This window comes from Rhizobium sp. B230/85 (genome assembly GCF_019355735.1).
In the GTDB taxonomy this organism is placed as follows: Bacteria; Pseudomonadota; Alphaproteobacteria; order Rhizobiales; family Rhizobiaceae; genus Rhizobium; species Rhizobium rhododendri.
In genome coordinates, this window is sequence record NZ_CP072157.1 from 894,552 (window position 1) to 915,301 (window position 20,750).

Consider the following 20,750-nt stretch of genomic DNA (forward strand, 5'->3'; position numbering starts at 1 on the left):
TCAAAACTCGGTGATACGGCGCCAAAACAATCTAGGGCGGCGAAAGAGATCACCGCCACCTTGCCAGAAATGACTTCGGACGAACTGGAGGCGTGCCAAAAGTGAACATTACGACTGCCTATCGATGCAAAAATACATCAGAAATACAGTGGATAGCCCGAAATGTATCATGTCGGGAAAAAATTTTGGCATTAACCATCAATGACTTAAGCGGTCGACAAGCGATCTGAGAAGGTTAATGATTAGATAAGGCTTCTATTACGTTATCCTCAATAAAGCGTTGACAAACGACAGGCACCACCACACCCATGACCTTCGAGATTGTCCAGATCATCCAGGAATTCAACACCGTGGGGGGTGCAGAACGGGTCGCTTGGGACCTGTCGATCGCCTTTGGCCAGCTCGGCCAGGTAAACTCGGTCGTGGCATCGACGACGCCGCAATTTCCCCCTGCCAATGTCAAGCTCCGGCCGATTGTGCCCTGGCTCGCACGCCTCCCGAAGCGGGGGCTGTTTCGCCATGCCGGGCGGATGGTGGTCGTGCCGATCTTCACGATCGCGGCCAATTTTGCGAACCTGCCCAAAAGAGAAAGCGTGCTGATCAGCCATGGCGATACGTTTTATGGCGACATCCTGGTGGTGCACGCCGTCAATGCCGAGAACCTGAAGGAAAAGCGACGTGCCGGGCAGTGGAGCTGGCTCCTCAACCCGATCCATGCCTGGGTTGCCGTCCGCGACAGGCTGATGATCGGCGGCCTCAGGTATCGCCGCTATGTGGCCGTGTCGGGCCGCGTCAAGCACGAGCTGATGGACAATTACAGGGTTCCATCGGACCGTATCGCCATCATTCCGAACGGGATAGACCTGTCCAAGTTCAGGGCGGAACCGAGAGGCGGCCATGCGCTGCGTGCCGAGTTCGGAATTCCGGATAACGCCAGACTGTTGCTGTTCGTCGGCCACGAATTCAGCCGCAAGGGCCTCGCCTACGTCATACAGGCCATGCAGACGCTGAACGATCCGACCCTGTGGCTCCTCGTTGTCGGCTCTGACAATCGCAAACCCTATGTCGCCATGGCAGGGTCCCTCGCATCCCGTATCGTTTTTGCCGGCGAACGCCGTGATATGGAGCGCATCTACCCCGCTGCCGACGCCTTCGTCCTGCCCACGGCCTACGAGACTTTCTCGTTGGTCTGCATGGAGGCAATGGCCTGTGGCGTGCCCGTATTGGCAACCCGTGTCGGTGGTATCGAGGAGTATCTGAAGGACGGTGTCAACGGATACGGCATCGACCGCGACCGGGACGACATCGCCAGGAAGCTTGCCCTCGTTTTTTCCGGCGAAAGCGGCCTCCAGACACTCAAGGCAGGTGCAATTGCCACGGCAGACAGCTACAGCTGGAATGAGATAAGCCGGCGCTATGTGAGCCTTGCCGAAGACGTGCTCCGGGAGAAATATGCATGAGCCGATTGCCTCGGGCTTTCCTCTGCTGGGCAGGCTGCGTCAGCCTCGTCCTGGCGTCTATCGCCGGGCAAGCTTTTGCCGCCGAGGGAACGCTGCGGTGGCGAACGGGAAGCGGCAACATTGTCACGCATCTGACAGGAGAGGCGACGGCTCCGCTTTACGAGGGCCTGCATGCGATCGGTGCCCGCCTTGGGCGGATGAACTCCTACGGCTGGCGGGATCTTAAGCGCATTCCCACGCCGCACGACTTCGACGCCGCCATGATGGAAGCCTTTCACAAGGGCATAACGCCGGTGATGCTTCTGGAATACGAGGGCAGTTACCAGTACATCGATCCGCCGCAGCCGGTCGGCGCCTACAGCGACTGGTTCCGTTCCGGCGCCGAGTATGCCCGGCGGTTCCGTCCGAACGGCGATTGGGGCCGCGAAAACGGCATCAAGGATTTCGGCGCAACGATCTTTGCCGCCATTAACGAACCGGATGTGCAGAACACCATCCCGAAGAAGGACTATCACGACGCGCTCGCAGGACTGGCCGACGGCATCCATTCGATCGACAAGACGCTCAAAGTCGTTCCCGGAGGATTTGCCGCCTGCAATATCGACGGCGATGCCACGCTCAGGGGCTACGGTCCGGCCATCGCCGACCTGCTGGAGAACGGCAAGCTGGATGGCCTCGACCTGCACACCTATTACAACGACCGCTGGTACCCCCTGACGGAAGGCCGCCAATTTTCCGCGCAGACCTGCTTCGACAAGATCAAGTCCAACATGGGCCTGAAGCGCGATATCAATTTCTACGCTACGGAATTCAACATCTCCCGCAGTGAAGGCTGGGGGGATGAGAAACTCTCGGCCAAACTCTTCCTGACGGCTTTCTGGGACAATTTTGGGGTCGTCGGCGCGAAGGGCCAGCCCGTCACCGTCTTCGCATTCCCGTGGAATATCGGCGATACCGCGCGCGTCGATGGGCCAGGCTACGCGATGGCGGCAAGCGAGTCACCCTGGCGGCCGGAGGAGCGCTCCAAGGTGATGCAGCGTGTTCTCGGCATTGCCGGCGACATGACCATCGATGCCTCCGATCCCTACCACAGCGGAACGATGCATCTGACCGGACCGAAGTCGGATCTGTTCGTATGGCACAACCTGCGCGGATGGACGGATATCTCGGGTGGTCGCTGGACCATCGACCTGCCACAAGGCGCGCGCCGGATCGAGCTTTGGGGCTGGGACGGTCTTCGGGAGACCCACGAAGTCTCCGGTGACCGCTACGTCTTCGAAGCCCTTCCCGGTGGCGAGACATACATGGCACTTGTCACGCGCTGAAGGCTTCAGCGATGGCGGCGGGCTGCCGCTGCAGCTTTCCAGGCGGAATGGAGCTGGTCGGCGATTGCCTCGTAGGTGAAGGAGTTGCGCACATTTTCGAGCCCCGCAACCGCCTTGTCGAACCTGGCCTGCGGGTTTTGATGGATATGCGTCAAAAGCTCGGCAATCGCACCGGGATCCCGCTCAGGCACGATCCATCCGCCTTTGCCGACAACATCCGGAATGGCTCCCGAGCGCGCGCCGATCACCGGAACCCCGCAGCTCTGCGCCTCGATGATGACTCGCCCGAACTGTTCCTTCACCGCCGGGGTCATATGCGTCATGAGCACAAGTGCATCCAGCGAACGGATGAAGTCGGCAACGCCTTCGGGATTGTCCCATGGGCGGATAGTCAGGCGGTCGCTGAGACCGAGCCGCTCTGCCCGTGCGCGCAATTCGCCTTCGAAGGGCCCCTCGCCCATCAGTTTCAGTAAAACCGGCGCTTTCGTCAGGGCCATGGCATCAAGAACATCGTGAATGCCTTTTTCCTCGATCAGGCGGCCGACATAGCCGAGGACCAGCCGCGACGATCCGGAGGCATCGCCTGTTGCGGGCATCGGCCTGAAGACCTGCTGGTCGACACCGTAGCCGATCGTGCTCACCGGCCCGCGATAGCCCCTTGCCTGGGCCACCATGGTGGCGTCGCTGCTGCGGGACAGGAGATGGGCGGTGTGGCCAAGCACATCCTTGCGGATCGCCTCGAAGGGCGGCGGCAGCCGCTTGAGGATGTTCTGGTCAACCTCAAGTACGAGCGCGGCATCGCCCTTCAGCATGCGGGCCTGTAGCGCGATGAAACTCCAGGGCTCCTCCCAGAGGTGGATGACGTGAGGCTGCGTTTCCCGGATGAGACGACCGAGGCCGCGATAGACGTGCAGGTACCAGCTGAACGGCCCGGCATGAGGGAACAGGATCGGCAGGACATGCGTGGTCACGCCGGGGTCGCCACCGGGATCGGCAGACAGGCTGCGACCGAACTGCTTCCAGCGGCTCGGCACGACCAGGTGGACGTCGAGATCGCTTCGACCTTCGAACGGTGCATAACGCAAGCGGCCGGCCGCGCGCGAAACGCCGGTATGGGCGATAGAGATGACCCTCAGTTTCTCCTCAGACACGACCGAGCATCCTCGCGGCAGCTGCCGACGCGCCGGCGATATGAAGCTCCGGTATCAACAGGTTGCGGTGAGCGCCATTCAGGGTGACGCGCGGATAGGCATATGGAACGTCGCCAGCCTTGAGCACGCCCTTCGTGGTCGTCGCGACGCTCTCGTAGCCTGACATGCGGGCAATCTCGAAATCGCGCGGACCGCAGTCGTTCACGCGCCCATAGGGGAATGCGAAATGGGCAACGGGAACGCCGAGCTTTTCGCGCAGGCGCGTGCGGCTTTCCGCCAGTTCGCGCCGTGCATCCTCTGGCGAAAGTCCGGAAACCCGGGGATGGGACAGAGTGTGCGAGCCGATTTCCACCAGCGGATCCTTCGCCAGCTCCGACAGCATGTCCCAGGTGATCGCATGCCGCCGATGCACCGCCGCGACGTCGACATCGTTCTCATGGCAGAACGTCTCGTAGCGGGTGTTGGCCTCGCGGCCACTCCAGCTGTTCTGCAAGTCCTCGAACACCGAGACTTTGCACTGTGCCGTCTCCGTCGCAACACGGCTGCCGTCTACGATGATGTAATCCCTCTGCTGGATCGTCTCCTCGAGACCGATCCACCACATCGGGAGGGTCCCGTCCGGAATTCCGGTCGTCACGAACAGCGTTATCGGCACGCCGTGCCGGCGAAACAGCGGGACAACCGTCTCGTAGGTGTCGCGGTAGCAATCGTCGATGGAGAAATTGACGAAGCTATTGCGTGTCAGAGGGTCTCTCGCCAGCGTCAACCCTTCCTCGATCGTCACCACCTTGCGTCGGCTGGCTGCCAGATAGCTCAGCAACGCATCGAGAAAATCGAGATCGAGATAGAAGTTGCGGTTTGGCAGGGTTGGCCACATCGCGGCGGGCGCGCCCCGGTGAAAGGTGAAGAAACAGCCCCGCGCACTGCGCATGGCATCGATCCACCGCGCCATGGCAGCCAGCATGGACGAGGAAAACGATGGAGGCGACAAAGCGCTGTCAGGCATCAGGCGGCGTTCCTTTCCTTGACATTATCGAACGGTAGAGCTTCCCGAATATTTCCGGGGCGAGCAAGGCGGCAGCAAACACGACCGAGACGAGATAGACCCCGATACCGCAGGCAAGTCGCGCAAGTCCGCCGTCGAAAAAGCCGATGATCTCCTTGCCCGCAAAGGCCATCAGCGCGACCGGCAGGAGCCCCCGTGCCAGCAGCTTGAACAGCGACATCGGCGTGCCGAGTGCGATGATGACGGCAGTGCACATGACGAGGCTGCGGACAGTCTCGCCGAGCCCCAGGAAGAAGGTCCCGTAGGTATGCGTGTGCTGCAGCGCCGCCGAGGTGGCATTGATGCCGATATTGGCAAGGTAGGAGGCGACGAGGATGCCGGCGGCAAGCGTGCTGCGGTTGGCCCGGTTCAACAGCCGCAGCAGGATCCATCCAAGCGTCGATGCCCAGAGGCCGATGGAAATGCCGCGCAACGCCTCGCTGGTCAATTCGACGCCAAGCGCATTGAAGGCGCCGCGCTGGAAGATCATGCGGACGATATCGGGCGCAAAGATGAAGATGAATGCCGAGGCCGGCATCATCACGATGGCGACGAAACGCGTAATCGCCGCAGCCTGCTCCTTCAGCTTGCCGTCTCCACCGTGGGAAAGGACCGCGAGCCCTATGGGCTGGCTGACGAGCAGCAGCGCGCTGTCGGTCAGTGTACGCGCATAATCCATGGATGCGATGGCGCCAGTCGTCAGCCTTGAGGCAAGCAGCCGCTCGAGCCAGATGCTCGTCTGTTCGGCGGCCGGCAGCGGCAGGAACGGCACGAGGCGGCCGAGGAAGATGTTTGTCTCGGTCCGGATGTCAGCGACGCTGAGCTCGCGAAGGGCAAGGTTCCCCTCGCGCCACAAAGCCCAGATCGCCCAGATCGCAAGGCCGTTGAACGACAAGGTGAAGGCGATGGCAAGCATCTGGCCCTTGCCGGTAAGCACCAGCATGCAGAGGCCGAGCATCACGCCGATGTTGAGCATGGCGGCACGCGCATTGGTCACGCGTGTCTTGCCAAAGGCGATTTCGCCCGCTGCCAGGCAATTGATCGCCACGGAGGCCGGCATCGAGAACGCCATGATCCGCACGAAATAGATCGTCTCCTGCTGATCTGCAGCCGAAACGCCTGCCATCATCGTATCCACCAGGAAATCGGCGATAACGATGGTGAGCACCATCAGCAGTGCACCGATGGCGGAGAGAGCGACGGTCATCGCTGCCAGGCGGCGGGCGGCTTCGCCATTGCGCCCCGCCTCCTGCATGCGTGGAATGAGGATTGCGGGAACGCTCTCGTTCTGCAGGAAGGCGAGCGGCAGCAGAATGATCGTCATCGAGCTTCGGAAGCTGTCGGCGAGTGCTGCGACACCGACCACATGCGCCATGAAGACTTCGCGTACGAAGCCGAGGGTCTTGCTGAACAAGGCACCGCTCGAGAGCCTCGCTGCGACCTTCTTGATCGAAGGCTCTGCCGCCGGTGCTGGCTCGTTTTCCTGTTCTGTTTTCGTCATGAAGCTGGGCCACTGCGCGTTTCGCCGGGGCGCGGATCGAGCGGCATCAGGACGACGAAGCTCCAGAACAGGAACCCCGCCTCGGCCGCCGTGATATTGGCCAAAGGGATCTGCAGCAGGCTGCCCATCGCCATTGCCCCGATCATGACCGCCTGGCGCGAGCGCTGCACGAGGGACCGCACGACGGCGTTCGATATCGCCCAGCCGAAGCTGCAGAGGCACAGAATGCCGACGACGATCCCCATCGTTATCCAGCAGGCAATGATCATGCCGTCGATCGGCATCTGGCCGGCCGAGCCGACATCGGTGACGGTAAAGCCGTTGCCGATCACCGAACTGTCCGGCTGCATCCACAGGGTATAGTATTGCATCAGGCGCTCCTGGAACGAGCCGTCCTGGCTGCCTTGACCGAGTGTTGCCAGGCGCTCTCCGATGACATCCGAAAAGGGCGGAATGGTCACGGCAATGGCGCCGGCCAGAACCAGGAAGATGGCGATCGCCTGCGCCTTCAGGCGCGTGCTGGTAAAGGCCAGGCAGAAGATCAGGGCCAGGATCAGCGACAGCCAAGCGGTGCGGTAGAGCGTCAACAACAAGGCGAGGATCGACGGCGCGGCGACGAACAACGAAATCCACCCTGTGCGCAGGAAGGCAACGAGCAGGAGGCCTGCCGCCGTAAAACTTGCAAAACTCGCCGGGCTGTTCATCGTCGAGAATACCCGGACGCCATAGGGCACGGGATCGCCGATGGACAAGATGGGCGCGAACTGCATCCAGTAGCGGTCCCACGGCTGGGGATCGACATATTGGAGAATGCCGTAGAGGCCGGTGATCGGCAGGATGACGAAAAAGGCGCGCACGGCGGCATCCAGGATCTCGTCGCGGTCTGCGCGGATTGTCAGCACGGCTGCGTAAAGCACCGGTGTCATCCATTTCAGCAGGCCGCTCGCCGCATCGTTCATCTTGCCCTGCAGGAGGGACAGCACGCCGGCATAGACGATGCAGCCACAGACAAGCACGAGAGGACCGAGACGGCTGTCGAAGCTTTCCTTGCGGTTGACGATATGGCGCAGTTCGACGACGGGCACGAGAAGCGCCATCAGTGGTCCGATCAGCACCAAGCCGAGTTCATCGTAGCCGGCGCCGTTGTCGATGACCCGCCTGACGAACGGCGCAAAGGCAAACAGCACGAGGCTTGCCTGGAAATGCGAGGCAATGCCGTTGCGCCAGGCAAGGATTGCCACGCCGATGCAACCGGCAACGAACAGCGGCCTGCCAAGCCCGCCGGTAAAATTGCCGATGACCGCGAATAGGCCGATCAACGCCAGCGCGGTGAGCCAGCCAGGAATTCTGCCCCAGTTTTTTCCATGCAGCCCGCCGGACACATCCATCCTCATGGCCGTCATGCCGCCGCAACCTTTGCCACGATGCGGGACACGGTATGCCGCATGGTGACGATGTCGTAGACGGCGTTGACGCGCTGCTTTCCGACCGTCGCCTTTTCGCCAAAGGGCTTACGGTTTTCAAGGAAGCGTAACAGGGCGGCTGCGAGCGCTCTGGCGTCGCCTGCAGCAACGAGCGTTCCCGCCTTGCCGCCATCCAGAATTTCAGCGGAGGCGCCGGTGTCGGTGGCAATGACCGGAGTCCCCGCGCGCATTGCCTCGACGAGCGTCAGCCCGAATGGTTCCGGATCGACGGACGGATGAACAACGACATCCACCGCCTGCATCAGGCAGGGCACATCGGCACGCTGGCCGAGAAAGTGGACGCGATCCGCCAGTCCGGCTCTGCCAACCATATCGATCAAGCGACTGCGGTATTCATCCTCGCCAAACAGCGCACTGCCGACGATAATACACTGAACACCGGGAAGAGCTTCCAGGGCCTCAAGCACCACATGCTGGCCTTTCCAAGGCGCCAGCCGGCTGAAGACGCCAATGAGTGGGCCCTGCGGAAGCCCGAGCGCGGCGCGGTCGAGCGTCGGCGGCTGGTCGAGCGCGATCCCGTTTGGGACGATGTGTACAGAGCCGGCACGGCCTCCGGCAGCGACAAACGCGTCTGCGGCAGCTTGCGACGGCACGATGACGCAGGCTGCCCGCATAGTCGCCAGCATGACCTGCATCCGGCGCTGCATTGACCCGAAATGGCGACCGTCCATGATGTCGTGGAGATGCCAGATAAGCGGACGCCGGAGCAAAAACGAGGCGAGAGCAGACAGCAGGAACGCCTTTTGCGAATTGGCGTAGACCACGTCGTTTTGGCGAGCGGCAGCGGCGATCGCGCGGACCAGTCTCAAAAGCCGCGCCACGAGCGGCAAGGCTGCAAACAGGGACTGGTCGCGCTTGATCGTGCCGAGTTTCGCGCCGGAAGCGACCGAGACATCGATGCCTTGCCGGCGAAGGACATCTTCGAGCGGCCCACCCTCGAGCAGAAATGCGGAAGCATCCTTCCAGCCGACAGTCAGGCTGGCAAGTACGTATTCTGCGCCCGACATCACCCCTGCCTGGTTCACGAAAAGAACGCGCGGTGCGCCCATCAGGCGCTCCTTCTCTGCAGCCGGGCTGGAATATCCGCCGAGTGTCTGTCCGGGCCAATTGGCGGCAAGAGCAGCGCCCCGACGCTGAGCAGACCGAGTTCCGCCATCACTGCGCTCGCCTCATCCAGCTCCTTGTCGGTCTCGCCACCGCTGTCTGCGCAAACGACGGCACGGATTTGCAGCTGGGCTGCGAGCATGGCAAGGACATGGTTAGAGCGGGAATCGAACAACGCCGGGCCGCTAAGCAGCACAAAGTCATAGTGGCCGGCCCAGTCCATCATCGCCGTCAGCCCCTGCCGCTTGGCGGTGGCAAAAAGGTCGAGATCGGCTGGCCTGCCGGGGATGACATCGAGACCGGGCGTTTGCGTCCGGGAGACAGAGGCCGCAGGTTCGACCTTTCCAGCCAGCACGTCGCCAAGGGTCGGGTGATCTGCGGGGAGTTCGAACGCAGCTGCAAACTCCAGAGACGAGGGCGCGCATTCGATCATCAGGACCCTGAGCCCGCCCTTCACCAACGCCTGTCCCGCCAGCAGACAGGCAAACGGCGCATTGCGCGAGTCATTGCCGACGGGCAGGAACACCAGCGGCCGTCCGCCCGAGGTTTCGACGAGGTCGGCCGCCATCTGCCGCACGCTCTGTCGGAACCCGGCGGACAGCATACTCCACCACGCCATGGTCAAAAGCGTCTCGTCGGGCTTTTCTGCCAGACCCGACGCCGGCAGTGCGGCGATGACCGGAAGCTTCTCAGCGACAACGACCGCATCGGGTGCTGCAGCCACGGCAGCGGGATCTGGCGCCGGCTCCTTCCGCGTCCTGGCAAACGGACGAACGATTTTTCCCCGTGGTTGCAGATCTGCACGGAAGCGGTCCCAGAACACGCAGCCTGCGCCAGCGAAGAACAGCCCAAGGGCCAGTCCCGCAGCCACCATGGGCATCTTTTTCGGGAAATAGGGTGTGGTCGGCATTTCGGCGAGGCTGACGAGGCGGGCACCGCCGTTTAGCGACCTGCGCTCCGACTCCAGTTCGCTGGCGCGCTGATAGAGCTGCGTATAAAGCTGCCGCTTGGCCTCCACATCCCGAACCATACCTTCGATGGAAGCCTCATGCGAGCGTGCATCGGCAGCGTTGTCCTTGGCCTTGGCGGTTTGTGCCTTGAGCGCTGTCGCCAGGCTGGAGGCTGTTTCGTAATCCTTGCGGGCATTGGCCGATATGCGGTCGATCTCGGCGGTCAGTTGCTTCTGCAGCAGCTCCATCGAGGCTTCGAGCATGCGACGCTGCGGGTGTCGCGGTCCGAGCACTGTGTTGCTGGCAGCCAGCTGGTTGCCGATCGTCGCCATCTGCTGCCTGAGATCGGCAACCGTGCGGTTTTCCAGCGCCATGGTCGAGGCATCCTGCCCGTTGCGCGTGTCCTTGATGGCATCGAGGCGGGCCTGTGCCTGCGCCTTGGCCTGTTCGGCGGCGGCAAGCTGCTGGCTGACGCTGGTCAGGCCTTCGGAGCTGATCGCTGCAGTCGATCCCTGCACCAGTCCGTTCTGCTGCCGAAAGGCCTCGATCTTGGCAAGGCTGTCGCGAATTTCGGTGTCGAGATTGGCGATCTCCTGCCACAGATACTTTGCGGCAACTTCACGGCTGTTGGACTGAGAGCTGCGCTGGTCGTCCAGATAGGCCGTGACCAGAGCATTCGCCAACGTCATCGCGGTGGCCGGAAGTGCGGAATTGTACGAGATGGACAGAACACGGGACCGGCCGACGGCGGCGACGGCGTAATGTTGCGCTACCGTGTCGGCCAGCAGCTGGGAATCGGCCGGAAGAGTTGCGCAGCGGGCGCCGGCATTGCGGCATTCGGCGATCACCTCGTCATAGACGCCGGGTTGCGCCAACGCGATCTTCAGCAGCCGCGAGGAGCGCACGATCATGATCTGGCTTTCCAGATCGGCCGGGTCGCCCTGTTTCTGGGCCCAGACATCCGACGTGCGCGTGGCCGGATCGTCTTCGGCAACGATGACCGAGCCGGTTGCAAGGTAACGCGGCGGAATGACGATGGTCGCGACGACGGAGAGCAGCACCACTGTCGCAAGGATGGCGAGCGCCAGCAGGCGGTGGCGCCATATCGTCGCGACGATACCGCTGCGCTCAACGCTAGCCGGTGCGTCGATCGACCGATCCTCCGCCATGTCACGCCTGTCGATCATTGCGTCATCCGTCTTCCATCGTAAATCTATCGCGGGGAACGTATCCGACTACAGACGACTTATACGCTGAAATGGTTTCGTTAACATGTGCGCGCAGACCCGAGCGGAATTGCTCGGCGGAGAAACGCGCGGCCTGCGCCTTGCAGTTTTCCGGCGAAAATTCACCCTCGCGGCCAAGAAACAAGCGGACGCTGGCAGCGATGGCGGATGGCTCGGGCCGATCGAAGAACAGGCCGGTCCGGCCGTCGACGACGGTCTCGCAGGAGCCGCCGCGCCCAAGAGCAATCACCGGCGTTCCCTCAGACTGGGCTTCGACCGAAATGATGCCGAAATCCTCTTCTGCGGCAAAGATGAAGGCACGCGCAGTGGCCATCAGGTCACGCAGCGCGGTGTCGCTGACAAAGCCGGAAAACGTGACGTTGGCTCCAGCGATTTTCTGAAGATGCGCCGCCTCGGGGCCGTCGCCGGCCACGATCAGCCGCTGGTCGGGCAACTCGCCGAACGCACGGACAATCGCCTCGATGTTCTTGTAAGGCACAAGCCGGCTGGCGGCGAGAAAGTGGTCGCCCTTCGCCGCCTCTTGCTGGCGCGTCGAAAGATTGGCCGGCGGATAGAGCACCTTCGCCTCGCGACCATAGACCTTGCGGATGCGCCGCGCGACGAAGTGCGAATTTGCCAGCAGCAGATCCGGTCCGTTGGCGGTGCGGGTATCCCAGATGCGCAGCTTGTGCAGGAGCGGCCGCGCCAAAAGCCGCGTCACGGGATTTCGATTGCGGGCGAGATAGGCATGCTGCAGATCCCAGGCGTAGCGGATCGGCGAATGCACGTAGGCAACATGCAGCTGGTCCGGCCCGGCCAGCACGCCCTTGGCCACCGCATAGCTGCTGGAAATGATGAGGTCGTAGGACGACAGATCGAGCTGCTCGATGGCAAGCGGCATCAGCGGCAGGAAGGCCCGGTGCGCCCGCTGCATGAAGGGCATTTTTTGCAGGAAGCTTGTTCTGGTCTGCTTGAGACCGATGCGGTCACGGTCTTCCTGCGTCAGGAAATCGAAGAGGCAAAAGACATCGGCCTGTGGGAAGCATCGCAGCATCTCCTGCAATACCCGCTCGGCACCGCCGATCGTGTAAAGCCAATCATGTACAATCGCCACGCGCATCGGGAAAATCCTTTGATCCACTTTCCTCATACAATCCGACAGCTTAAAATTATGTTAGTCCGTACATCCTTAGGTTAAGCCTTTGTTAGCCATATCAGCCGGCGGCAGCACGAGAGCTGCCTTGCCGAGGCGCTCAATCGCCTCGACACATGCCAGCAGCTCCTTGAGGATTTCGTCGCGAGCGTACCGGGCGGTCATGTTGTGCTCCGCACCGGCTGCGATACGGATCGTCGCATGGTCATATTCGGAGGCATGGCGCTTGCCGAAATGGCGAGCCAGCTCGTCCAGGCCGCCATCGTTCTCGGCATAAAGCAAAAACACCGCAACCCCGCGGTCTTGTAGTTGCTGTGCCTGTTGGCGGATGGAAGCCGTCAGCCTCCCGGCACTCGAAAGAGCGCCTGCGAAAGGCGGGAGGCGCGCCGAGAGCTGTCTCCTGGCGATACGCAGGCCTTTTGCACTGACTGCCAGTAGCGACTTGCGGCCGCTGAGAACATCCCTTGCGATCTGCGTCGAAAATGCACGCCGGCGATAGTTTGCGACGGAAGATGTTCCGCCGCTCATGATCTGCTCGAACGTCTCTGATGGCGAAAGTCCGAGCCGTACGGTGTTGACGGCGACCAGTCCTCGGATGCGCGGATCTGCCACCGCCGTCTGGATCGCCGCATATCCTCCACTGCATCTGCCCGATACGAGGACGGGACCGAGACCGAGCGCCTCGACCGTCGTGACGGCCTCGATCACGTCGCGGGTTTGCCCATCGACGTAGTAGGCGTGCCCATCGATATCCTCAGCGTCGCCGATACCGCCGGTGTCGATCCGGAAACTGGCAATGCCTTGCCGCGCCAGCTTCCGCGCGAACTCGACATGCATGCGCGCCCAGCCGATGTGGTAGTTGTCGCCTGAATTGATCATTATGACGGTTGCTCGCGGCGGCGATGTATCCGGCAGGCACAGGATGGCGAACAGGCGTCCCCCGTGCCCGAAGAGCACCGGCCTCTCGCTGTATCCGTCCCCTCGCAGAGCCTCCGCCAATGGCCGTTGCCCGGGGACCTCCCGTGTGCCCGGCGGCACCGTCTGCACCAGCCACGCGCAAACATTTTCGAAACATTCGAGCGGCGAAACCGACGCCTGGTTATAGGCGAGAAAGCCTTCCGACCCCGTATATGTCGCAGCCGTGACTGTAAATCCTGCAGTGGCAAGCCGCTTCGGCCAGTCTGCCGCGCCTGGAATGCCCGGCCTCAACACGGATAGAAGCGGAATTGCCGAACGGAGATGGGTGCTCTCATCGAGCCGTAGCGCAGCGATCTCCTTGGCCAGGGCCATGGAGATGGAGTGGCCGGCGATCTCTATCGTATCCTTCGAGGGGGCATTGGGCAGGCCGAGGAAAGAGCCGATCAGACGACCGAGGATTTCCTGTTCGCGCAGCCCAGTCCTGCCTTCGCTTTGAGGCGCCATCTGAACGACGGCGGCGGCAGACACGAGATCGGCGCAGTGGGGTGCCAGCAGCCCCCCGACGCCATGGCCGACGAGGACGACCCTTTCCAACGAATAACGTTCGGTCAGGACGTTCGCCGCTGCCTTGACGGCATCCAGCCAGTCGGCCAAGGAGATACCGGCTTTAGTATCTCCGATACTGTCGCCGGCGCCGGGCCAATCGAAGCGCAGACAGCAATAACCGGCTTTCGCCAGTCTCTCCGCAAACCCGGCCCAGCCGCGCCGGATCGTCAGTTCCTCGAACCCCCAGGCGGGAAGCATGACTACTCCGGTGCTGCCGCTGCCATCATGGATGAACCCGGCGCATCCCTGGAATGTGACTGGTACTCCCAACGCGCGATCCAAGGTATTTTCCCCACGATGTCTTCACGGATCGGCCCACCAGGCAGTCGTTCAAAATCTGCATGGTGCGCCAGTGAAGGACATTAGCGTCGAGCAATATAAATATTTCGTATGCAGACGCGATCTAGTTCAGACATAGCCGCCGAGGCCTGCCCTCATCGCGTGAGCGCCGATACGTTCCTTCGGCCTGAAGCTAATGCTTCAGTCTGGCGCCCGCAGCCGGTAGCCCACGCCCGTTTCCGTGGTGATATAAACCGGCTGGTCGGGCGATGCCTCGATCTTCTGCCTGAGTTGGCGGACATAGACGCGCAGATACTGCACATCGGCGGCAGGTCCCCAGACCTGTTTCAGGACGAACTGGTGCGTCAGCACCTTGCCGGCATATTGCGCCATGACGCGGAGGATGTCGTACTCCTTTGGCGACAGCTTGACCTCGACGCCATCCACCCGCACGATCCGCTTGACGAGATCGACGGATAGTCCTCCGGTCTGGAAAATGGCCTTCTCGCCCTGTTGCTGCAACCGGTGTCTCAAAGCGACGCGTATGCGGGCGGCAAGTTCGTTGACGCCGAAGGGCTTGGTCACATAGTCGTCAGCGCCGATTTCCAGCGCTTGGACGATGCCGCCCTCGTCCGTCCGGCTGGAGAGTATGACGACAGGGATGATGACCCCCTCGTCGCGCCATTGCTGCAGCAATTCGTGACCGGGTTTGTCCGGCAGTCCGAGATCGAGGATGATGAGGTCAGGCGGCTCGTTCTTGACAAGCCGGGCCGCCGAGAGGGCATCGGCAGCCTCGATGACATCGTAGCCCTGCGCCGTCAGCCCGACGCGCAAGAGCCGACGGATCGGTGGTTCGTCGTCGACGATGAGGATCTTGATCGCTGCGCCTGTCATCTGAGATCTTCCATTGGGTGAGCGTCGATTGCGCGCGGCAGGCGGATGGTGAAGGCGGCGCCTGCCCGGTCGATACGGTTTGCTGCCGTGACGGTGCCACCCATCGCCTCGACAAAGCCGCGGCAGATCGACAATCCGAGGCCTGTCCCGGCGCGCACCTGGTCTCCCTTGCGGACGCGGTAGAACGTATCGAACACGCGTTCGAGGTCATCGCCCGGAATGCCCGGTCCCTCGTCGGCCACCTCGACGAAGACGTTGTAGGGATTGGCCCAGCTGCGGATACTGATGGTCGACCCCTCCGGGGCATATTTTGCGGCGTTGTCGAGGAGGTTGAAGAACACCTGCTCGAGAAGCACCGGATCGACGCGCACCATCGGCAGGTCTGCGGCGATCTGCAGCTGCGTCTGGTGATGGGCGAGGATTTTGGCGCTTCGCCGAAGCGCGCTGCCGGCGATATCCTCGATGAAGTACAGCGCACTGTTCGGCTCCATCGCGCCCGACCCGATGCGCGTCATGTCGAGAAGGTTGGCAATGAAGCGGTTCAGCCGTTCGGACTCGTCAACGATGGTCGACAGCAGGTCGGCGCGGTCCTCGGCAGTCATCGAATCCAGATAGTCGCGCAACGTCCCGGCAGCACCGAGGATGGCCGCCAGCGGCGTCTTCAGATCATGGGAAATGGAGGTCAGCAATGCCGATCGCAACCGATCCGCCTCGACCGCAAGCCTGGCGCGGTCGACGTCGCCGACGAGCTGAATGCGCTCGATGGCGAGTGCGGCCTGATCCGCCAGCGCGTCCAGCAGGCGCTGCTGCTCCGGCGTCAGCAGCGGGCCGTCGCGCCGATCGCTGTCGAGGCCGATCACGCCGACGGCCGAGCGGCCGGTGCGCAGCGGAACATAGAGGCGCTTGGCGCCTGGCAGCGTATCGGCGCCGCGACCGGCGGCGTGGTTATGATCCCAGGCCCAGCGCGCAGCCGCGATGTCGGCGTCGTCCAGCGTGTCGTCCGGCGGATAGCCCGCCTTGACGGCAATCGTGCCGTCTTCCGGCAACAGCAGCACGACGCGAACCTTGAGCATGGAGGCCAGCTGGAAGGCCGTTGCCCACAGCACGTCGTCCAGCGTGCCGGTGCCGGCGAGCTTCTTCGAAAACAGATACAGGTCTTCGGTGGTCCGGGCTCGATGGCGGGCCGCAGCGGCTTGCCGTTGCACCGTTGCGGTCAGGTTGCTGGCGATGATCGCCACGCCAAAGAAGAAGAACAGCGCCAGCACGCTTTCGGGATCGCTGATCGTGAAGGTGTAGCGTGGCGGCAGGAAGAAGAAGTTGAAGGCCAGAGAACCGAGCACCGACGAATAGAGCGCCGGCCGCAGCCCGTGCATGACAGCCGAGGTCAGCACCGCCATCAGGAAGACGAGTGCCAGGTTGCGGACATCGAGGAACTGGTCGAGGAGTGCGCCGACCATCAGCGCGATGACGACATAACCGGTGGCAAGGAGATAGGCTTTCAAGTCGAACGACGGAACGGCTGTGGCGCTGGCGACACCCCGCCCTGCCACCGGCGCATCCTTGTCGTTGCCGGAAATGACGTGGACGCTAATATCGCCGGCGCGCCGGATCAGCGCGTCCGATGCCGACCCCATGAAGGTGTCCCGCCAGCGCCGCTTGCGCGGTGCGCTGGTGACGATATGGGTGACGTTCTGGCTGGCAGCGTGCTGCAGCAGTTCCTCGGCGACGTCCCGCCCCGGAATGGTGATCGCCTCGCCGCCCAGCTGTTCGGCAAGCCTCAGGGTGGCCGCGATCGTGTCGCGCTCCGTCTCCGAGAGATTGATCGAACGGTTTGTCTCCACATAGACCGCCGCCCACCGCGCCCGCAGGCGCGATGCCATCCGCGCCCCGTAGCGCACCAGCGATGCCGAGCGCGGATCTTCATCGACGGAGACGAGAATGCGCTCGCCGGCAGCCCAGGGCCCGGCAATCGCATTGGCCTGCATGTGCGTCAAAAGCTGGTCGTCGACGCGCTGGGCAGTGCGGCGCAAGGCCAGTTCACGCAGGGCCGTGAGGTTGCCCGGCGTAAAATAGTTCGTCAGCGCCCGCTCCGCCGTCTTGGCGACATAGACCTTGCCGTCGTGCAGGCGCTTGATAAGATCGTCCGGCGTCAAGTCGATGATCTCGACGTCGTCGGCCATGTCGATGATTGAGTCCGGAACGGTCTCGCGAACGCGGATGCGGGTGATCTGCGATACGACGTCGTTGAGGCTTTCGACGTGCTGGATGTTCAGGGTCGTGTAGACGTTGATCCCGCGGTCAAGCAGCTCCTTGACATCGAGGTAGCGTTTCGGGTGGCGGCTGCCCTCGGCGTTGGTGTGGGCCAGCTCGTCGACCAGCACCCAGTCCGGTCGCCGGGCGAGGATAGCGTCGAGATCCATCTCCTCGAGCAGCTGCCCCTTGTAGGGCAGCTTGACGCGCGGGACAATCTCGAAGCCGGAAAGCAGGGCCTGCGTTTCCGTGCGCCCATGGGTCTCGACGACGCCGATGACGACGTCGAAACCGTCGGCGATCTTGGCTCGCCCGGAGACAAGCATCTCGTAGGTCTTGCCGACCCCCGGAGCAGCACCCAGAAAGATCTTCAGGCGACCGCGTGTTTCCGCCCGGGCCTTCTCCAACAGGGCGTCGGGTGAAGGTCTCAGCAATTGATCGCGGTCGCCTGCAGACATCAAGTCATTCTTTCGCAATTGGCCCATGCCCGGGGGCGGGCCAAGGCCTGTTAGGTGGCCATGGCGTCAAGAGCCTGGTTGAGAGCCAGAACGTTGACCGTGGCCTCGCCCAGAATGCCGAGTTCGCGGCCTTGGACGACAGTGTCAATCAACGTCTTTACCTTGGCTTCGTCCAAGTTGCGAGCCTTGGCAATCCGGGGTACCTGAAAGTATGCCGCCTCCGGAGAAATGGCCGGATCGAGGCCGCTGCCGGAAGCGGTCACGAGATCGGCGGGCACCTCTGCATTCGGATTAGTAGCCTTGGCGGCCTCATAGTCGGCCTTCACGCGGTCGATCAGCTTCTTCGACGTCGGGCCGAGGTTGGAGCCCCCGGAACTGGCAGCATTATAGCCATCGCCGGCAGCAGACGGACGTCCGTGGAAATATCGGTCGCTGGCAAACGCCTGTCCGATCAGCCTGGAGCCGATGACCTTGCCGTCCTTGACGACAAGACTGCCGGCGGCCTGTGTCGGAAACAGCGCCTGGGCGGCGCCGGTCATTGCCAGCGGATAAAGAAGGCCGGTGAGAGCCGTGGTCACGACGATCATCACAATGGCGGGGCGGAGCTGGTTCAGCATTTATGAGTACTCCCTGGTTGGGGTGAAAGCGAGAATGCGGCGGTGGCGACGCGGGTTATGCAAGGCCAAGCGCCGTGACGATCATGTCGATTGCCTTGATGCCGATGAAAGGCACGATGACGCCGCCGAGACCGTAGATGAGCAGATTGCGGCTGAGCAGCGCGCCGGCACCGATAGGCCGGTATTTGACACCCTTCAGCGACAGCGGGATCAGGGCGATGATGATCAATGCGTTGAAGATGATCGCTGACAGGATAGCGCTCTGCGTCGAGGCCAGCCCCATGATGTTGAGCGCCTTCAGCTGCGGGTAGAAGGCGATGAACATGGCCGGGATGATCGCAAAATACTTGGCGATGTCGTTGGCGATCGAGAAGGTGGTGAGCGCGCCGCGGGTCATGAGCAACTGCTTGCCGATCTCGACGATCTCGATCAACTTGGTCGGATCGCTGTCAAGATCGACCATGTTGCCCGCTTCTCGTGCCGCAACCGTGCCGGTGTTCATAGCCACGCCGACATCGGCCTGGGCCAGCGCCGGAGCGTCGTTGGTGCCGTCGCCGCACATGGCGACGAGCTTGCCCTTAGCCTGTTCCTCGCGCATCAGCGCCAGCTTCATTTCAGGCGTCGCCTGGGCGAGGAAGTCGTCGACACCGGCTTCGGCAGCGATGGCCGCTGCGGTCATCGGATTGTCGCCCGTGATCATCACGGTGCGGATGCCCATGCGGCGCAGTTCGGCAAAGCGTTCGCGGATGCCGCCCTTGACAATGTCCTTGAGCTGGATGACGCCGAGCAGGCGCCCGTCGCGGGCAACGGCCAGCGGTGTCGCACCCGATTTTGCGATCTCGTCGGCAATAGCCTGCAACTCTCGCACGACGTCATGATCGGCACTGCCGGAAGACGCACCGGCGCCGGTGACATAGGCAAGCACGGAGTCGACGGCACCCTTGCGGATCGACGATCCATCGACATCGACGCCGCTCATGCGGGTCTGCGCCGTGAATGGCACGAAGGTGGCCGACAGCGCCGTCATGTCGCGGCCACGGATCGCGTACTTCTCCTTGGCGAGCACGACGATCGAGCGGCCTTCCGGCGTTTCGTCGGCAAGCGAGGCCAGCTGCGCAGCGTCGGCGAGATCCTGCTCGGTAACACCCCGCACAGGCCTAAAGGATGTTGCCTGGCGATTGCCGAGCGTGATCGTGCCGGTCTTGTCGAGCAGCAGCGTATCGACGTCACCGGCAGCTTCCACGGCGCGGCCCGACATGGCGAGCACGTTGAAGCGGACCAGACGGTCCATGCCGGCAATGCCGATGGCCGACAGTAGCGCGCCGATGGTGGTCGGGATGAGCGTGACGAACAGCGCGACCAGGATGATGATCGGGATCGAGCCGCCGGCGTAGGAGGCAAAGCTCGGGATCGTGGCGGTAGCGAGAACGAAGATCAGCGTCATCCCGGCGAGCAGGATGTTGAGGGCGATCTCGTTCGGGGTCTTTTGACGTTCGGCGCCTTCCACCAGGGCGATCATGCGGTCGATGAAGGTCGAGCCGGCAGCCGCGGTGATGCGGACCCGGATCTGGTCGGAGAGCACCTGCGTGCCGCCGGTCACAGCCGAACGGTCGCCGCCGGACTCGCGGATGACAGGGGCGGATTCGCCGGTGATTGCCGCCTCGTTGACGGAGGCAACGCCTTCGATCACTTCGCCGTCCGACGGGATGATGTCACCGGCCTCGACCAGCACGACATCGCCGACCTTGAGGCTCGTGCCAGACACCATGGTGAAGGCATCCCGGCTTCCCGACTGCAGCAGCTTGGCCTGGGTTTCCGTGCGCGATTTGCGCAGCGAGGCCGCCTGCGCCTTGCCGCGCCCTTCCGCAACAGCTTCGGCGAAATTGGCAAACAGGACCGTGAACCAGAGCCAAATATTGACCTGCAGCGAAAAGCCGAGATTGCTTCCGCCGGTGGCCAGATCACGGATGAACAGCACCGTCGTCAGCAGGGAAACTGTCGCAACGACAAACATGACCGGGTTCTTGGAAAGCGTACGCGGGTTAAGCTTTGCGAATGCACCGCCGATGGCGGGTATGAGAATGCGACTATCGAGGATACTCGCAGATTTTGCCTGGCTCATTGAGAGACTCCAGCGAAAGAGGAAGCGTGATCGGATGGGCCGGTCAGCCGTGAAGGATTTTGAAAGCGGCAAGCACGACCAGCAGGATGGCCATCATCATCAGGATGACGTCCGAGGCGCGGGTCGTGGCTGCCGGCCCTCGTGCCGGCGAACCGGCGCGAGGGCGTGTACGTTTGCGCAGCATGTGTCGCAGGATCATCTGGAAGA

At 62.6% G+C, this 20,750-nt stretch carries 15 protein-coding genes; 2 read left to right on the top strand and 13 right to left on the bottom strand.

Translation table 11 applies throughout. From position 1 onward, the window contains the following. Positions 1-308 precede the first annotated feature (308 nt). Positions 309-1,460, top strand: coding sequence for a glycosyltransferase family 4 protein (locus J5289_RS22200; protein WP_224128836.1), 1,152 nt, complete (start codon positions 309-311; stop codon positions 1,458-1,460). Beyond that, complete coding sequence (locus J5289_RS22205) at positions 1,457-2,785, top strand: hypothetical protein (RefSeq protein ID WP_247750723.1); 1,329 nt, start codon at positions 1,457-1,459, stop codon at positions 2,783-2,785. Before J5289_RS22200 ends, J5289_RS22205 begins: the two co-directional genes overlap by 4 nt. A 5-nt stretch (positions 2,786-2,790) precedes the next feature. Here J5289_RS22205 and J5289_RS22210 read toward each other — a convergent pair whose 3' ends face one another. From J5289_RS22210 to J5289_RS22270, 13 genes are all read right to left on the bottom strand, one after another. Further along, positions 2,791-3,936 carry a glycosyltransferase gene (locus J5289_RS22210; protein ID WP_209207251.1) on the bottom strand — a complete coding sequence of 382 codons (1,146 nt, stop codon included), beginning with the start codon at positions 3,934-3,936 and terminating at the stop codon, positions 2,791-2,793. Then, entirely contained in the window at positions 3,929-4,942 is a 1,014-nt protein-coding gene (locus J5289_RS22215) for a polysaccharide deacetylase family protein (protein ID WP_209207250.1), read from the bottom strand. The genes J5289_RS22210 and J5289_RS22215 overlap by 8 nt, the downstream gene beginning before the upstream one ends. After that, complete coding sequence (locus tag J5289_RS22220; protein ID WP_209207249.1) at positions 4,935-6,482, bottom strand: lipid II flippase MurJ; 1,548 nt, start codon at positions 6,480-6,482, stop codon at positions 4,935-4,937. Before J5289_RS22220 ends, J5289_RS22215 begins: the two co-directional genes overlap by 8 nt. After that, a complete protein-coding gene (locus J5289_RS22225; protein ID WP_247749336.1) occupies positions 6,479-7,885 on the bottom strand; it encodes an O-antigen ligase in 1,407 nt (468 codons plus the stop codon). Before J5289_RS22225 ends, J5289_RS22220 begins: the two co-directional genes overlap by 4 nt. Further along, the gene (locus tag J5289_RS22230; RefSeq protein ID WP_209207248.1) at positions 7,882-9,015 is read right to left on the bottom strand and encodes a glycosyltransferase family 4 protein; all 1,134 of its coding nucleotides are present in this window, start codon (positions 9,013-9,015) and stop codon (positions 7,882-7,884) included. The genes J5289_RS22225 and J5289_RS22230 overlap by 4 nt, the downstream gene beginning before the upstream one ends. Continuing rightward, the gene (locus J5289_RS22235; protein ID WP_209207247.1) at positions 9,015-11,207 is read right to left on the bottom strand and encodes an exopolysaccharide transport family protein; all 2,193 of its coding nucleotides are present in this window, start codon (positions 11,205-11,207) and stop codon (positions 9,015-9,017) included. Before J5289_RS22235 ends, J5289_RS22230 begins: the two co-directional genes overlap by 1 nt. A 4-nt stretch (positions 11,208-11,211) precedes the next feature. Next, positions 11,212-12,366: a glycosyltransferase gene (locus J5289_RS22240; protein ID WP_209207246.1), complete on the bottom strand. Its 1,155-nt coding sequence runs from the start codon at positions 12,364-12,366 to the stop codon at positions 11,212-11,214. 69 nt (positions 12,367-12,435) lie between these two features. Continuing rightward, positions 12,436-14,193: an alpha/beta fold hydrolase gene (locus tag J5289_RS22245; protein WP_209207245.1), complete on the bottom strand. Its 1,758-nt coding sequence runs from the start codon at positions 14,191-14,193 to the stop codon at positions 12,436-12,438. Between the two features lie 210 nt (positions 14,194-14,403). After that, the gene (locus tag J5289_RS22250) at positions 14,404-15,096 is read right to left on the bottom strand and encodes a response regulator transcription factor (RefSeq protein ID WP_209187952.1); all 693 of its coding nucleotides are present in this window, start codon (positions 15,094-15,096) and stop codon (positions 14,404-14,406) included. Then, entirely contained in the window at positions 15,093-17,804 is a 2,712-nt protein-coding gene (locus tag J5289_RS22255) for a sensor histidine kinase KdpD (protein WP_209207244.1), read from the bottom strand. Before J5289_RS22255 ends, J5289_RS22250 begins: the two co-directional genes overlap by 4 nt. Positions 17,805-17,854: 50 nt before the next feature. After that, the gene (gene kdpC / locus J5289_RS22260) at positions 17,855-18,421 is read right to left on the bottom strand and encodes a potassium-transporting ATPase subunit KdpC (protein ID WP_142831325.1); all 567 of its coding nucleotides are present in this window, start codon (positions 18,419-18,421) and stop codon (positions 17,855-17,857) included. Positions 18,422-18,476: 55 nt separating this feature from the next. Beyond that, positions 18,477-20,543 (bottom strand): potassium-transporting ATPase subunit KdpB, encoded by a 2,067-nt coding sequence (kdpB, locus tag J5289_RS22265; RefSeq protein ID WP_142831326.1) that lies wholly within the window; start codon positions 20,541-20,543, stop codon positions 18,477-18,479. 43 nt (positions 20,544-20,586) lie between these two features. Beyond that, on the bottom strand, positions 20,587-20,742 hold the full coding sequence (locus J5289_RS22270) for a hypothetical protein (protein WP_162854780.1): 156 nt from the start codon (positions 20,740-20,742) through the stop codon (positions 20,587-20,589). Between the last annotated feature and the right edge of the window lie 8 nt (positions 20,743-20,750).